Annotated in this window: 16 protein-coding genes and 1 pseudogene; all 17 read right to left on the minus strand. The window is 67.8% G+C overall.

Annotated features, from left to right (window positions below):
- Positions 1–24 precede the first annotated feature (24 nt).
- The gene (locus tag EV668_RS17825) at positions 25–438 is read right to left on the minus strand and encodes a phage tail terminator-like protein (RefSeq protein ID WP_133772568.1); all 414 of its coding nucleotides are present in this window, start codon (positions 436–438) and stop codon (positions 25–27) included.
- 2 nt (positions 439–440) lie between these two features.
- Positions 441–1,292, minus strand: a complete 852-nt coding sequence (locus EV668_RS17830; protein ID WP_245513289.1) for a hypothetical protein — start codon at positions 1,290–1,292, stop codon at positions 441–443.
- A 48-nt stretch (positions 1,293–1,340) separates the two neighbouring features.
- Positions 1,341–1,529: pseudogene (locus tag EV668_RS25770) on the minus strand (helix-turn-helix domain-containing protein); the annotation flags it as partial.
- A complete protein-coding gene (locus EV668_RS17835) occupies positions 1,526–2,080 on the minus strand; it encodes a hypothetical protein (RefSeq protein WP_133772572.1) in 555 nt (184 codons plus the stop codon). The gene EV668_RS17835 and the pseudogene EV668_RS25770, both read right to left, overlap by 4 nt.
- On the minus strand, positions 2,080–2,754 hold the full coding sequence (locus EV668_RS17840; RefSeq protein ID WP_133772574.1) for a hypothetical protein: 675 nt from the start codon (positions 2,752–2,754) through the stop codon (positions 2,080–2,082). Before EV668_RS17840 ends, EV668_RS17835 begins: the two co-directional genes overlap by 1 nt.
- Positions 2,751–4,928, minus strand: a complete 2,178-nt coding sequence (locus EV668_RS17845) for a phage tail length tape measure family protein (RefSeq protein WP_166652537.1) — start codon at positions 4,926–4,928, stop codon at positions 2,751–2,753. The genes EV668_RS17840 and EV668_RS17845 overlap by 4 nt, the downstream gene beginning before the upstream one ends.
- A gap of 5 nt (positions 4,929–4,933) precedes the next feature.
- On the minus strand, positions 4,934–5,617 hold the full coding sequence (locus EV668_RS17850; RefSeq protein WP_133772578.1) for an HK97 gp10 family phage protein: 684 nt from the start codon (positions 5,615–5,617) through the stop codon (positions 4,934–4,936).
- A gap of 1 nt (position 5,618) precedes the next feature.
- Positions 5,619–5,951 carry a hypothetical protein gene (locus EV668_RS17855; RefSeq protein ID WP_133772580.1) on the minus strand — a complete coding sequence of 111 codons (333 nt, stop codon included), beginning with the start codon at positions 5,949–5,951 and terminating at the stop codon, positions 5,619–5,621.
- Positions 5,948–6,550 carry a hypothetical protein gene (locus EV668_RS17860; protein WP_133772582.1) on the minus strand — a complete coding sequence of 201 codons (603 nt, stop codon included), beginning with the start codon at positions 6,548–6,550 and terminating at the stop codon, positions 5,948–5,950. The genes EV668_RS17855 and EV668_RS17860 overlap by 4 nt, the downstream gene beginning before the upstream one ends.
- A gap of 1 nt (position 6,551) precedes the next feature.
- A complete protein-coding gene (locus tag EV668_RS17865) occupies positions 6,552–6,794 on the minus strand; it encodes a hypothetical protein (protein WP_133772584.1) in 243 nt (80 codons plus the stop codon).
- Positions 6,795–6,844: 50 nt separating this feature from the next.
- Positions 6,845–8,107, minus strand: coding sequence for a phage major capsid protein (locus tag EV668_RS17870; RefSeq protein WP_133772586.1), 1,263 nt, complete (start codon positions 8,105–8,107; stop codon positions 6,845–6,847).
- A 7-nt stretch (positions 8,108–8,114) separates the two neighbouring features.
- Positions 8,115–8,792 carry an HK97 family phage prohead protease gene (locus EV668_RS17875; protein WP_208111572.1) on the minus strand — a complete coding sequence of 226 codons (678 nt, stop codon included), beginning with the start codon at positions 8,790–8,792 and terminating at the stop codon, positions 8,115–8,117.
- Positions 8,789–10,039: a phage portal protein gene (locus tag EV668_RS17880; protein ID WP_133772591.1), complete on the minus strand. Its 1,251-nt coding sequence runs from the start codon at positions 10,037–10,039 to the stop codon at positions 8,789–8,791. The genes EV668_RS17875 and EV668_RS17880 overlap by 4 nt, the downstream gene beginning before the upstream one ends.
- Complete coding sequence (locus tag EV668_RS17885) at positions 10,039–11,583, minus strand: terminase large subunit (protein WP_245513290.1); 1,545 nt, start codon at positions 11,581–11,583, stop codon at positions 10,039–10,041. Before EV668_RS17885 ends, EV668_RS17880 begins: the two co-directional genes overlap by 1 nt.
- 505 nt (positions 11,584–12,088) lie before the next feature.
- Positions 12,089–12,445: a hypothetical protein gene (locus tag EV668_RS17890; protein ID WP_133772595.1), complete on the minus strand. Its 357-nt coding sequence runs from the start codon at positions 12,443–12,445 to the stop codon at positions 12,089–12,091.
- Positions 12,446–13,591: 1,146 nt separating this feature from the next.
- Entirely contained in the window at positions 13,592–13,840 is a 249-nt protein-coding gene (locus EV668_RS17895) for a DUF6074 family protein (protein WP_133772597.1), read from the minus strand.
- Positions 13,841–14,087: 247 nt separating this feature from the next.
- Positions 14,088–14,324, minus strand: coding sequence for a DNA-binding protein (locus EV668_RS17900; protein ID WP_133772599.1), 237 nt, complete (start codon positions 14,322–14,324; stop codon positions 14,088–14,090).
- Positions 14,325–14,371: the final 47 nt, after the last annotated feature.

Genomic DNA, 14,371 nt, shown 5'->3' on the forward strand with positions numbered 1-14,371 from the left:
CCCCGGTCTTCACCCTGATGCCGGTCACGCGAACAGATCGGCCTCGTAGCCAACGGCGATGACGGACTGGTAATAGCCGCGCTCGTCGCTGTCGTCGTCGAGGCGCGGGGACATGACGGCCCAGCACTGAATGTGCTCGGCGAGCCGCCGGCCGCGAAAGAGGGCCGCGAGTTCGTCTGCCCAGGTGAGGATGAGGTCGACGCCCGCGTTTCGCTCGACATGCAGGAGGAGGCGGAAGACGCCTTCCTCGCGCCAGATGTTCGCGCCGGGCGCCCCGGTGCTGATCTGCGACTCGGTCGCGACGGGATACTCGACCGAGAGGAACGGCCCTCCGGCAGGATCCGCGTCGCCCGTTTCGTTCGGGCCGATGATCGGGCAGCGGGTCCAGTTCGCCGCGAGATGGCCCGCCACGGCGTCGACAACGGCTTTCCTGGCCATGGCTATTCTGCTCCTGCGTAGGATTCGACACGACGGCCGGCCTCGTCGCTGGCGAGGAGCCCGTGAAGGTTGAGGCCGCCCTCGCCGCGCTCCTGATCCATGCTGAGGTCCCAGCGGCCGAACATCTGGTTCCAGGCCTTCTCGAGCCGCCCGGCCGCCGCGCGGGCATCCTCAGGTGCGACGCGGCCCTCGAGCAGCTCGACCATCAGGTCGGCGCGGATGTCGTTTCTCGCGTAGGGCGGCACGCGCCTGACCGCGGCCTCGACGATGGCCCACATCTCGGCGTGCGAAACCTTCCGAGTTTCGGCCTGGCGCACGACGATCGCGCGGCCGCTCTGGCGAGCCTCATCGAATCGCGCGGCGAAGGTCGGATCGGTCCGCCGGAGCCGGATGAGCGTGTTCGGCGTAACGACGTCCCGCATCGAGTAATAGGCGCGGCCCTCGCGCATGCCGTCGAGCACCCGATCCAGGCGCGCCGGTCCGACCCTTCCACCGCCGCGGCCCTCGAGCGCGTCCCGGAAGGCGGCGTCAATGGCAGGGTCGCGGCGCCGGCGGTTGAGGATGACGGTGTCGGACGGCTGGCCCGGCTCGCGGTAGATGTCGGTCAGGCGCTCGCCCCGCTCCACACGCGCGAGGACGGCCGTCACCTGCGCGTCGGAATAGTGCGAGGCGCGCGTGCCCGGCCGGCTCCCCATGGCGCGCCGCCACCGGGCCGAGAAGGACGGGTTGCGCCGCATGTAGGGATACAGAGCGTTCTCGCTCGGAACGCCCAGCTCGCGCTTGATCCGGCTGTAGATCTCGCCGGCCTCGATCCTCGCGAGAAGCGCCTCGTAGGCCGCGGGCGGATGCGCCATGCGACGCGCACGGTCTCCCCGGCGATCCCGATACCCCTCCGGCCCATAGTGCTGCGGCCAGAGCTGATGCAACGGCAGGCCGAGGAACCGGGCAATCACCAGATGGTAGGTCGGAAGCCTCCTCTTCGAGTTCAAACTCGTGACGAGCGCGTTCCTGTTTAGCCCGTGCGCTCGTGCGAGGCGGTAGAGCGTCGTCCCTTTCGCGGCGACGGCCTCGCGTATCTCGTCCGCATTCATGCCGCCGCGTGCGCCGGAACCCTCGACGTCCTCTGAAAGCGGGCCAGCGCGCCTGCGTGCCTAGCGCGTGCGCTGATGGGGGTCGTGTACTCGTCGCCCGGGATCCTTGCCGGCGAGATGCGGGGCAGCGTCTGGAGCCTCCAATTCTTCAATGGCGCCTCGCGAAACAGCTCACTCACGAGCGCAGCGGCAAAGTGCTCTCGTCCCGCTCGATCGCCACAGGGAACGCCCTGCCTCGCATCGTCGTCGATGAAGCGAGGGCCAAGGTCCGGACGGATCCGCGGCCTCGGATAGAGCTCATAATGGTCGTGCGCGTCGACGATGTAGGTCTCGCCTGTGTCCTCGACCTCGACCACAGCCGCGTAGCCTGCCCGGATCGCGGCTCGCAGCTCGGGGGCACAGATGCCGTAGATGGCCAGTTCGGCGGCATCCAGGTCGCGGAAGTGCGTCGCGCGAAGCACATCCCCCGTCCATTCGACGAGCCGGCCATACTCGTCGAAGCGAGCCATCCTGCCGGAGGCTTTGAGACGGATGACGACGGCGAAGTCCATCACGATGCGCCCCCCAGCTTCTTGCCGATCCGATCCGGCCAGCGGCGAACGATGCGGGTGCTGATGCCACTCCGGGTGACTGTCGTGAGCTGAGCGAAAGCCCCGACGCCTCCCGAGGGAAGGCCGTCGTAGAAGTTGGGCCGCGCCCTCACGTCCCGCTGCAACTCCATGAGCCGAAGCTGCACGTCATCGGATCGGAGCGCCTTCTTCTCACTCATGCCGGGAAAGGCTTCGGTGAGGCGTCGCGTGGTGACGTCGTCGGCGGGCACGATGCTGATGGCGCCACGCCGCTTGATGTCATCGAGGCGGCGGCTGTCCTCGATCCAGTAGACTTCGGGTGTCTTCCTGCTCTCGGAGAAGCCGGCGAGCAGCAACTCGAATGCCGAGCCTGCGCCCCTCACCTCCCACTTGTCGGCGTGATCTTGGATCAAGCCGCGCAAGGTGGCGCTGAGACCATCCACCAGATCGTCGAAGGTCTCGTGAAGGGAGCCGAGCCATAGCTCGACCATCGGGGGCGCGAGCGCCGGCCCGCGGATCACCACCACGGCGTTGAGATGCGGAAGGAACCCGACCTTCTGCTGCCGGTGGATCAGGTGGCCGTCGGTATCGACAGCGGCCCCATCGGTCCACACTCGGATCTGATCGGACAGAACGAAGATGTTGCAGGCGGTCATGCGGCCACCCGATCGTCAGCGGTTGTGCCGTCGTTCGCCGGAGCGAAGAGCCGATCGGTGAACGTGCCAGCAGCAGCCGTCAGGTTCGCCAGAGGGTCCTTGCCTTGCCGCAGGTCGCTGAACATCCCGGTGATGAGGCCGCGCGAGCCGGACCGCATCTCGTCCATGCCGGCGATCGCGTTCTGCTGCGAACGCTGCAGCTCGTCCGTCGCGGCCTTGGCGCGCCCCATCTGAGCCGCGAGGGCTTCCCAGCCGGCGCCGTATCGGTCGGTCACGGACTGGCCGTAGCGGGCTGCCTCATTCAGCATATCGAGCCGGGCCTGAAGCGTTTCCGCCGCCTCAGTCGGCTGCCCAAACGCTTGGCGCTGCGTTTCGAGGGAACGCTGCATCTCCTCGAGGCGCATGTTGAAGTCGCGCTGCGGCACGAAGCTGTTCTGCGTACCGATGCCCCGCATCGTCTGGTCGAAGACGTCCTGCGCGTTCTTCAGCAAGAGCCGATCGCCGTTTGCCGCTTCGACTGCGCGCTGGCGCGCCTCCTCTGCTTGGGCTCGGGCCCGCGGGACCGGAAGCATGCCAGCCTGATCGGCCGCGGTCTTCGCATCGCGCAGCATGTCCCGCGCGGCCTGACCGCCGGCCAAGAGAAGCTCGTTGATCCGCTTCAGCGTCGCCTCGGTCTGGGTCGTCCCCTGACCGAGCCGCAGCGCCTCTTCCAAGGAAGATTTCCACGTCTGAAGTCGGAGCATCTCCGATGCGTTCGGCGTCATCGCGTCGATGATGCTCTTGTTCTGCAGGGACGCTTGATTGGCGGTCGCCGTCCTGGCGTCCGCCATCGCCTGGGCGCCGCGGCGCCGGATGCGCTCCTGGAGGTCGGTGATCCGGTCTTCGAGTTCGGAGAGTTCCTTGCCCGCGCCCCGGAAGTTCAGATATCCGGACCACAGCGAGTTGCCGCTCAACTGGCTCGACAGGTTTTTGCGCGTCTCCAGCGCGGTCGCGAGTTGCTGCTCATCCGTCGGGCCGAGCGCGTTCATGACCTTACGGCCAGTGAGCTCGTAGAGGTATGCGAGCTTGCGGATCGCCGAGTCGATTGCGGCGCTCCAGGCATTCGTGTGCCCCGCCGCTTCCTGCAGGGTGACCGACATCGCGTTGATGAGGGTCCGGGTCGCGCCGGCTCGATCACCGAAAGCGACCTGTCGCTCAATCGTCGTGAGCGTGGTTCCGTTCAGGAATCCGAGGCGTTCGTTCAGCTCCATCGCGCCCTTCACGGGGTCGCGCATGGCTTGCGTCATCCTGGCCGATGCTTCGGGTAGGTCCATGCCCGCGGCCTTCGCGTAGCGCGATGTCGCGATCGATAGATCGGCGAAGCTCTCCTGCCCGATCTTCCCGCTCGCTGCGAACGTCGCCATCATCTCTCGCGTCGCGCCGACGGACAGCTTTGCGGCCTCGGCCGTCTCATCGGCCAAGCGGTTGATCCCCTGGACCGTGGCGCCGGACATCTTGCCGACGCCCATAAGCGAACGTTCCAGATCCCGCTGAGACGAGGCGAAGTCCCATGCCGCCTTGCCCGCCACGCCGAAGGTGGCGGCGAGGCCACCCAAGGCCGCCGCGTACGGCCCGACCGCCTTCAAAGCTGCGACCGGACCGGCCTGTGCGCTGGCGAAGATGTCGAAGAACTGCGCGCCTTGGCTCGTCGCGATCTGCATGGGCGACATGCCCATCGCGCCCATCGTGACCACGTCCTGCATCTGCCGGCCGAGGTTGATCCACTCGTAGCGCTGCAGGCCGATTTTCTTCGTCAGGTTGTCGTTGGCCTCCCCGAGCGATCCGAACCGGGCTCGTGCCTGGTCGACACGCTGGCGCGAGATGTCGAGGACGGCATTCACCTCCTCGATGGACCGCCCGTTGGCGACGAAGCGCTGGGCCATTCGCTCGTCGCGGGCGTAGTTCTGCTCTGCCCGATGAACGACATCCAGGCGAGAGCGCCACTTGTCGAAGTCGGGCGTGGTCGTTCGAAAGCTCTGCCCGACGCGCTCCTGCGCGGCCCCCATCTTCTCGGCAGAGGCGGAAACCTGATCCTGTGCCTTGCCGACAGCCTGGAGCTTCGCGGTCGCCTCTTCGGCGCCCGTGATCGTCGTCTCGATGAGCACGCTCTGACGAAGTTGGTTCATGCTGACCATGGTCGTTACCTCGGGAGGATCGTGACGGCGGGTTGGCGGGTCAGCCATTCGCGGTGCAGGCGCTCCTGACCGCCTCGGATGGTGCGGGCCATTGCCCGAGCCGAGCCGGTCGCGGCCCATCGCCCGACCCCGCCGGACGGCAGGGACCGGTAGCTGAAGCCGACGGCCGCGACGTTGTGAAAGCGCTTCTGAGCGAGCACCGCGACGGCGTGAAAGACGCCATCGGGCGCCTTGCTGGACTGAGGCTTGCGCTTCAGATCGCCCTCGATCTTCCGGGCGTAGGGCGCATCCGAGATAAACTCGTATTCCTCAGCGAGCGGGATCTCGCCATCGGGGTCGACCTGTCTGCCGTCGGCGAAGAGCAGGATCGAGGCACGGAACCTGCCGGTCAGGACGGGAGCATGCTGGCGGAGCATGTCCCGGACCCATAGGACGGTCTCGTTCGCGAGCTTGAACTCGACGGATATCGTCCCCTTCGGAACGCTGACAGATTCGAGCGGCGCGCCGAGCCGCCGATCGACGTATATTTCCTTGGCCGGCGCCCTCCCGAGGATGGCGGCATTCTGGCTCTCGGCATCGGCGATGATGGTCCGCGCCGCCGCGGCGACCATGCGGCCCTGTGCCTGAGGGCTGAGGCAGCGGTCGACGACGACGCGGGTGATCTCGTCGAAGGGGCGAAGGCGGGCCATGTCAGTGCGCTGCCCCGCCTGCCATGGCGGTGACGTCGGCGAGACGAACCTGCATCATCACCGCCATGGATCCCGTCATGCGGGCGGTGACCGCGTCCTCTGGCTTGTGTCCCTCCGCGATCCATTGCTCTTGCGCGTCCATCATGGTGCGGGAGGCGACGCCGAGGACGCTGAAGACCCAGGCGTCCCAGACGAGGGTGCCGGGCGGGACATGGACGGGCGGGCTCGCGAGAGCCTGGGCGATCCCCTGGCCGACGAGCATTCCGAGAGCGTGCGCGCGGTCGTTCAGATCCATATGACCCAGCGCCTCGACCGCGCCCGTGACGTCCGTCATGCGACCCTCCGATAGGGTTGGAGGAGGCTTTCGGCCTCGGGGGACGGCAGGCCGGACGATCCGGGGACCCACCACGTCGTCGAGCCGACGCCCTCGACCGTCTCGCTGCGCACGAGGGGATCGCGATCCGCCGCGGTCAGGGCGGCGCCGGCGAGCAGGATGGCGGCGCGCTCGACGGGAGGCGGCAGGGTCCACGTCCCGGTATCGGCGGGGAGCGTGTATCCGGCCGAATAGGTGACGGTCAGCGGGCCCCACCAGCGCCAGAGATATCCGGCGGCGTCCTGCCGATAGAGCCGGCCCAGCTCGGCGTCGTAAGCGTATTCGGCGGGGTCGAGCGTCGTCTCGCCCTGCACCACGCTCGTGAACGTCGTCACCGGGCCGCGGGCGAGCAGCACGCCGTCACCCGGGGAGATCGGGAACGTCTCCCTATAGGTCGTGAGCGCGAAGGGCCGCCGGCACCAATCGACCGCCAGCGCCGAGGCGAGGTCGATGCAGCGCTCGGCAACGGCGTCCTGGCCAGCCGCGAACCCGAGCAGCGCTCGCGCCCGCTCGAGCGTCGTCAGGCGACTGCCCGCCGGAGGGGTGACGACGGTCAGCATGTCAGCCGCCGAGCCGGACGGCTTTCGACGAATGCGCCGGCTTCACCTTGTTGGCCGGGGTCGGAGCCGCCTTGTTCGCCGGCTTCGGTGCGCCCTTCTCGCCGTCCGCCCGCTTCGCCAGCCCGAGCCGTTCGAGCTCGTCGGCGCGGGTGGCGGCAACCCGGAAGCTGTCCCCGACTTCGCAGAGGTCGCCCTGCGGCGTCTTGTTGAAGGGCTTCAGGGCCTCGATCTGGACTTCGCTCATGACGATCTCCTCAGGGTGAGGAGGGCCGGCCGGAGCCGACCCTCTGCGGATCAGCTCGCGTCGCCGGCGACGAGGTTGCCGTAGACGAAGGCTTCCGGCCGGGTGACGGCGAGCGCCAGGCGCTCCTCGGCCCGGATCGTGACGGCGTTCTTCACGAAGTTGTCGCGGTCCTCGGTCGAGACCTGGACGTTGGCGTCCTCCCGGTCGAAGACCTGTGCCGCCATGTTCGCGCCGACGAGGAACTTGCCCTCGGGGAGCGCGTCGCTGTCCGTGACGGGCAGGCCCCACAGGCGCTTCTCGATCACGCCGCGCGGATCGCCGACGATGTAGTCGCCGACATCGTTCTTCATCGTCTCGATCTCGGCCCAGTCGACCGGCGACATCGCGATGAAGGTGGCGCGATAGAGCGCGAGGCGGACCTGCAACATCGCCCGGCGGAGGCGATCGATCTTCGTGTCATCCGCCTTGGCGAGCGTCGCGAAGGCGAAGGGCGTGGCCTGCGGGATGATGCCGAGCAGGTTCTGCCCGGTCCCGTCGCCGGCGAGGATCTGCGCTTCCTCGACGAGAGCGAGCCCGTAGCGAGCGCGGCCGTCGATGTAGCTCTGGAGCAGCGGGATATCGTCCAGCACCTGTTTCGAGGCGTGGAACCAGTGCGCCAGCGTCCTGACCGGCGTCGACACGAGGTCGAAGGCGAGGTCGGACTGGGGCTTCAGCGCCAGCTCGGCCACCGGCGCCGCCATGTTCTGGAAGCCCGATTCCTTGATGTACTCGATCGCGTTCGAGTCCGTCCGGCCCGGCAGGATCAGGTCACGGATCGTGAACTCCCGCATGCCGGGCTGCACGATGTAGGGCAGCCGGGTCGGGCGGATCGCATCCCCGACGCCGCCCGTGCCGGTCGTGGCGGAGGTGATGGACGTCACCGCCTTGACCGACATGCGGGCCGTGCCGCCGCCGCGGGCCTTCACGGCCTTCCAGTCGTCGGTTTCGACGAAGCGCTCGCCGATGGTCTTGATGGCCGGGCCGTCGCCGCCGCCGCGACGGGCGAGCTTCTGCTCGACCTCGACGAGGCGGGCCTGAAGGTCGGTGCCGCCCTTCGCCAGCTCCGTCAGAGCCGCCTTGGTGTCGGCGAGGATCGAGCCGTGTTCCTTGATCTCGGCCGCCGCCTTCTCGGCAAAGGCCTTGATCTCGCCGTCCCGCTTGGCGAGCGCGTCCATGACGGACTTGATCTCGGCCCGGTCATCGGCCGCGTCCTCGCGGCTCTTGCGGCCATATTCGCGATGAGCCGCGGTCAGTTTGCTGTCGTGGAAGGTCATGGGAACCTCACAGGGAAGGAAGGGAGAGGCCGGACAGCGCCTTCGTGAGGTCGCCAAGGCCGGAGGGGATTGCCTGAGGCCGGCCCGCTCCCGCGGCCCATGCCTTGAATCCGACGGCGGCAATCTCGTCGGCATCCGACCTGGAAAAGCCCCGCTCCCGCAGGACCCGACCGAAGTCGCGTTCGCTGATGCGCTCGCCCGCGGCGAGCTTCGCCTTGATGGTGTCGACCCTGGCTTCCTCGAGCGCGGGGTCGGTGACGATCGAGACCTCGCGAAGATCCAGCCGCTTCAGGGTCCGGATGCGCGTCGTCTCGTCGTAGCTGTCGTCCTGGACGTAATAGCCGATGCTGAGGCCGGTCACGGCGCCGGCGGCGAGGCCCTTCCGAGCAAGCCGGGCATAGGGCGACTCGTCGAGCCACAGCTCGCCCTCGCCGTAGAGGCCGCGCTCGTCTTCCTTCAGGTCGGTCCAGTGGCCGATCGGTTCGCCCGAGCGGTGCTGCCATAGGATCGGGAGCTTGCGCCCCTTCGCCGTCGTGGCAGCGAGGCTCTCGGCGAAGGCGCCGGGCGCCACCGTCTCGCGGTAGCTGTCGACGGCGCCCCAGACGCTGGCATAGCCGGAGAACCGGCCCGTCTTCGCATCGACGGCCTTCACGCTGAGGTCGAGATCGCGGATCTTCAGGTTCACGACGATGCCTCCGGAATAGGATCACCCGGCGCGGGCACCGTGCGGCGCTGGCCGGCCTGCTCGATCGGCACGAGGGTGGCGTTGACGAAGCGCTGATCGCCGCCATCGAACCGGGGCAAGTTCTCCCGGTCCGCGATCTGGTTCGGCGTGATGGCCCCGATCTGCAGGAGCTTCGAGTACATCTCGGCGCGGCCGGCGCTATCAGCCCGGAGAAGCCCCTCGACGGTGAACTCGGCGTAGAGGCTGGCGCGCTCGCCCGGCGCGATGAGCTGGCGCTTGATGGCCTGCTCGATCCGGGAGAGGTACGGGCGAAGCCCGAGGGTGAGCCAGCCGAGCATCACCTGCTCGACGCCCGAGCCCCACATGGTCGTGCCCTGAGCGTTGTGCCCGACGAGGATCGGCGGGACCCCGAACCAGCGACAGATTTCCTCGATGTGGAAAGCTCGCGTCGCGAGCATCTCCGCGTCCTTCGGCGGGATGGTCGCGGCCTGCCACTTGAAGCCGGCGGCGCCCTCGAGGAGCAGCGTCTTGCCGGCGTTCTCCGTCCCGGTGAACGGCTCGATCAGAGCGGCCTTGGCCTGCTCGCGCTGTGCGGGCGTGAGAAGATCCTTGCCCTCATAGGTGAGGATACCGCCGGGCCGCATGGCGTTGCCGAAGGTGCGTGCCGCGGCCTCGTCGGTCGCCATGGCCGCGCCGAGCGTCTGGCGAGCCTGCGCGACGGGAGAGAGCCCGAGGTCGCCGCCGAAGCCGAACCCGCGCACATGGAAGATGTCCGCCTCGCCGTACTCGCGGAGGCCGCGCGGATCGCTGAAGCGGTAGCGGAGATCTCCGGCCTCAGTCCGATGCACCGCCATCAGGTCCGGTCGGAGGAGGCTCAGCGCGACGATGCGCGTGCCGCTGCGCGAGATCTCGACGAAGGCGTTGCCCCAGACGAGGACATGAGCGGCGAGTGCCTCCCAGAACTCGACGGCCGTCTGATCGGCATTCGGCTGATCGTGCAGGAGCGCGTAAAGGGGATGGCTGCTCGCTGCCTTGCGCCCGCCATCGCCCTGCCGTTCGTAGAGCCCGAGAGGAAGCGTCGCGATGGTCTGAGCGATCAGCCGGACGCAGGCCCAGAACGTAGCAATCTGCATCGCCGTGTCGGGCGTGACCGGCTTCCCGGTCCAGGAATCGGTGCCGAAGAACGCGGCCCAGACGCGCCCGTCGCGGAGGCTGAAGCGCCGGAGAATGGTGGAGAGCCCGAGCATCACACCACCACCGCGTTGCGCAGAAAGTCGTCGACATCGACGTGGGGTTCGCCCTCGAAGCGCTTGGCGAGCCCGAGGGCCATCACGGCCGCCACGGCTCCGTCGATGCGGACCGGGCCGCGGTTCGACTTGCCCTTGTCCACCTTGATGCCGCCGGCGGCGTCGGTGACGGTGACCGCGCCAGCGACGGCGGCGGTCAACACGGGGTGCCCGGCATGCCGAAGGCGACCCGTCAGGGCGAGCTCGGCGAACCACTCGACCGCAGGCGTCATGTCCTTGAAGCCTTGGCCGAACGGCTCGAGCGGAGCCGGGAAGTCGGCGTCGACGTCGGCGAGATCCTGCTTGAAGTCGTCGATGCGCCAGCGGTCATAGCCGAGCGCGGCGATGTCGAACTCGCGGGAGAGCGCGACGAGCTGGCGAGCCACGTAGCTGAAGCGGATCGTCGGGCCCGGCACCGCCATCATGTGGCCGAGCCGGATCCACTCTCGGAACCGCTCCTGTTCCGCCGGCGGGCGGGCGCCGAGCTGCCCCTCGGGCGTCCAGAAGAACGGGACAAGGTCGAAGGATGGCTCCGGCGCATCGTCCGGGAAAGCGAGGACGAGGGCGGTGAGGTCGTGCTTGCCGGAGAGGTCCAGGGCTCCGTAGCAGGTCCGGCCGCGCAGGGCCGCGCGATCGATCGGCACCGCTCCGGTCCTCCATACGGCCGCCGTCACGATCCGGTTGTCCTCGCGGGCATCGACGCGCTGGTTGAGCCGGAGGTTGCGGAAGGATGGCTCGAAGGCGGGGATGCGCCGGGCGCGCGACGCCGCCTCGCGCATCTCCTTCAGGCTGAGGTACTTCCCGAGCGCCGGGTTGCAGGCGAGCCACGTCCGCTCGTCGAAGGGATCGGCCTCGGGCGGCGCGCAGATGAGCTGCACATACGTGCTGGGATCGGCACCGGAGAGACCGTCATCGATCATCGCCGAGAGGGCGTGCGTGTCGTCCGGTGCCTGCGTCGAGATGATCAGCCCGAGCGCCTCGCGCCGCTTGCCCAGGCCGTTGAGGAGGTTGTCGAGCAACTCCCGGTCCGGGACCTGGGCCAGCTCGTCGAAGACGAAGAGGCTCGGCGCGATCGCGTGGCCTTTCCGGGCGTCCGCCGACATGGCCTGATAGATCGAGCCCCGGCCGGGTCCATCCGTGACTTCGATCCGCTTCTCGTGGCGCCGGACGTTCGTGCAGACAGCGAACTCCGGCACAGCGAGGATGATGGCCTCGCATTCCGAGAAGATGATGCCGCTCTGCTGGCTATCGACCGCCGCGCTGAAGCACTCGCCGCGCGGCTCGCATTCGGGTCCGACGAGATGGCACATGACCAGGCCCGCGCAGAGGCCCGTCTTGCCGTTCCCCTTCGGCTCGCTCTTGATCCCGATCCGACGGCGCCGGAGACCTTTCTCGTCGAGATCGCCGTAGATCGCGGTCACGAACTCGCGCTGCTCGGGCAGGAGCCGCATGCGCTTTCCGGCGAGCGGCCCTTTCGTAATCGGCAGCCACTGCAGAAACGCCACGACGCGCTCGGCACGGGACAGGCCGGCCCGATTCCACGGCAGACGACGCTTGCGAGTCGACAGCGCGGCACGCGCCTCGCGCATCAACTGAGACCCTGGGCCACGCTTTCCCATCAGCGCGCCCCCGAAATTAACTGCGAGGAAATCTCCCCATGCGGTCGCGGCCCCCTATCGCACTGGACTTTTGACCCCCCTCCCTCGGGCCGGTTGAAGGGGTGGCGCGGGTCAGAGGGCAGGCCATCGCTTCCGATGCGGCTGGCATAGCCTCTCGTCTCGACCTGCTGGGCGTCCCTGTTATGGTGCTCGGTGCAGAGGCTGACCCACCTGCTGCGGTCGTTGAAGACGGCGCGGTTGCCCTTGTGCGGGATGCTGTGATGGACGTGGACGGCGCGGACCTGCCGGCCTTCCCTCGCGCACATGGCACACCAGGGATGCAGCCGGAGATGCTCGGCGCGGGCGCGGCGCCATGCACCGTCATAGCCGCGAGCGGTGGGGCTAAGGCGGGTCACGCGCCGGAGGCCCTGATTTCATAGGCGACCAGCTCACCGCCGATCCGGCGAGTGCTGTCATCGACCTCGACGATGGTCAGGTGCGTGCCCCGCACCACGATGCGGTCGGTGCCCTTGCGAAGCGGGGTCGGGAAGCCGGAGGCCTCGACCTCATCAGCGGGCAGGATCACCTTGCGCTCGCCGATGCTGATGCCGGCCGCCAGCTCGTCCGGCGCGTAGCCCATCACGCGGCCGCGCACCTGCTTCTCGATCGGCGGAGCGTTCGGCACCACCCGGCGCAGCGTCAGCACCTCGCCGGTCTTCTCGATCGCCCGGCGCATCTGAGCTTGATGAACTTCGGCGAGGCTGGGCACAGGCCCTCCGACGCGCACCAAAGCGGCGCATGGGGCCTAGATATGCTCAAGCATCGTCAGGTGCAACAATATTCTGAACCGCGTTTTATTAATGCGATTACGTTGCGTTTATTAAACTCGAGTTCCCCACTAGTACGGAACTGGTACCGAACCGGTTCCGAACTGGTACCGAAACGGTGGGTGAAACGCGTTTCGTCGCGCGTGCGTCGAAGCAAGTGCTTCACGGTCGCCGAAGCGGTGCTTCGCCCTGATCTTTGGATTTCAATGGCTTAGCGGCGGCATCTCGGGTCAATGTCCCGACCGTGTCCCCGTTGTGTCCCTCTCGTGTCCCCAGGGACAAGGTGATCCGCTCGCACAGTCAGAGCGAAGCGGCGCACGGTGCAGGGGTGGAGAGGTGGTTGCCCTCGCCGGGCGGGCCGACGATCTGGCGATCGTCGCCACGAGAGATTTTCTTTGGCTTTTGGCGACCTCGAGGCGGTGTCCATGTCGGTCCCGCTCGACAGCGGCGTCACGCTGGCGCGTGCCACCAGGCCCGAAGCCGCTCGGCGGTCGGTGATCACGCCGCATCCGCCTCGTCGTCCAGGAGCCATGAACCGGGAGAGTCTCCGCGAGCGCGGGCGTCGCGACGTTCCGCATCCGCGCGAGCCGCGTCGAGCGTCGCACCAAGTCCACGACGGTTGCCTCTTCCTCTCTCTTCTCTCCCCCCAACTTGGGGGGTATCAGGGAGTCCCAACTTGGGGGGTATCCCCCCACCCCCAACTTGGGGGGTATCAGCCGCCGCAGAGATGATGCCAGCGCCGAGGAAAATCCGCCGCTCGAACGCCTGTCCCTTCGATACATGACAGCGGACGATTGCCCCGGCGCGCTCCATTTCGGTGAGCGCGGCTTGAACCTTGTTGACGGGGAGGTCGCATTCTCTCGCTAGGGCAGCATCGGAGGCGAATGCGAACCCGCGAGCACCGCTAAGGGTCTCAAGGGCCCAAGCCAGCGTCACGGTGCGGCCGCGCGACCGGAATAGCCGCCAGACCGCTTGCCGCCACGCGCGGCGCCTATGCCCCTTCTCGGTCGCGTTGCGCCATGACAATGCCCCCGATGGCCACTCGTTTGACTTCGCAATGTCGAATCGGCGCGCTTGCTTATCACCGCTCATGCGCGCGTCTCCGGCGTCTGCATGATGATCCGCCAGAGTTCGCTACGGATGGCGCTCTCAAGCGCCTTCACCTCGACCTCGATCAGGGTCGGCTCGATCCCGCGCTTCAGCATGGTCTTGCGCTGAACATCGATCTGTTGAGCAAGATACTTCTCGCCAGCCGCCCGCCCCATGTACGCGACATTGGCAGCGTGCTTCTCCACGAAGGGACGATGACGGCAGCGGGGAAAGGGGTGCACGCTCATCGCCACACTTCCATTCGCTCGGGGATGTCGCCACTCCCGCGACAACGGGTGCAGCCAGGACGACGCTGCCGGACGTCAGCGCACTTTGGGCAGCGCACCCACTTGCCGGTCGCCACCGTGACGGGCTTCGGGGCGTGCCGAGCCAACTGGCCGGCGCGGCGGCGATCCCCCTCCTCCATCATCCGGTCGACGACGTTGCTGATGCTGTCCGGCGTGAAGGTCGAACGCCTCTCCTTCCGGCGCCCCATCACGCGGCCCGCCCTTCGGCCTCGGCGATCTTCGCGAGCATGGTGCTTTTACGCCCACACACCACGCCGCCGATCTTGAAGAGCCCCAACTCGCCCTTCGTGAGGAGATGATAGACCGTGCGCCGGTCGCTCGCTGCCTGCTGCTCGTCCTTGGCTTCCCCGAACATGAACCGTCTGATTGCGTCGGCGCCTCGCATCAGGTCGTCCGCCAAGGGCGCATTCGCATTGGCCTGCATGTCGTCCTCCAGAATCTAAAGCGTAATCTTTATCTCATGACGGTGAG

Source organism: Enterovirga rhinocerotis (assembly GCF_004363955.1).
GTDB lineage: Bacteria > Pseudomonadota > Alphaproteobacteria > Rhizobiales > Beijerinckiaceae > Enterovirga > Enterovirga rhinocerotis.

Coding starts and splice junctions, on each gene's coding strand:
- EV668_RS17825 (WP_133772568.1), bottom strand. CDS start 438: ATGGCCAGGAAAGCCGTTGTCGACGCCGTGGCGGGCCATCTCGCGGCG.
- EV668_RS17830 (WP_245513289.1), bottom strand. CDS start 1,292: ATGGCGCATCCGCCCGCGGCCTACGAGGCGCTTCTCGCGAGGATCGAG.
- EV668_RS17835 (WP_133772572.1), bottom strand. CDS start 2,080: ATGGACTTCGCCGTCGTCATCCGTCTCAAAGCCTCCGGCAGGATGGCT.
- EV668_RS17840 (WP_133772574.1), bottom strand. CDS start 2,754: ATGACCGCCTGCAACATCTTCGTTCTGTCCGATCAGATCCGAGTGTGG.
- EV668_RS17845 (WP_166652537.1), bottom strand. CDS start 4,928: ATGGTCAGCATGAACCAACTTCGTCAGAGCGTGCTCATCGAGACGACG.
- EV668_RS17850 (WP_133772578.1), bottom strand. CDS start 5,617: ATGGCCCGCCTTCGCCCCTTCGACGAGATCACCCGCGTCGTCGTCGAC.
- EV668_RS17855 (WP_133772580.1), bottom strand. CDS start 5,951: ATGACGGACGTCACGGGCGCGGTCGAGGCGCTGGGTCATATGGATCTG.
- EV668_RS17860 (WP_133772582.1), bottom strand. CDS start 6,550: ATGCTGACCGTCGTCACCCCTCCGGCGGGCAGTCGCCTGACGACGCTC.
- EV668_RS17865 (WP_133772584.1), bottom strand. CDS start 6,794: ATGAGCGAAGTCCAGATCGAGGCCCTGAAGCCCTTCAACAAGACGCCG.
- EV668_RS17870 (WP_133772586.1), bottom strand. CDS start 8,107: ATGACCTTCCACGACAGCAAACTGACCGCGGCTCATCGCGAATATGGC.
- EV668_RS17880 (WP_133772591.1), bottom strand. CDS start 10,039: ATGCTCGGGCTCTCCACCATTCTCCGGCGCTTCAGCCTCCGCGACGGG.
- EV668_RS17895 (WP_133772597.1), bottom strand. CDS start 13,840: ATGAGCGTGCACCCCTTTCCCCGCTGCCGTCATCGTCCCTTCGTGGAG.
- EV668_RS17900 (WP_133772599.1), bottom strand. CDS start 14,324: ATGCAGGCCAATGCGAATGCGCCCTTGGCGGACGACCTGATGCGAGGC.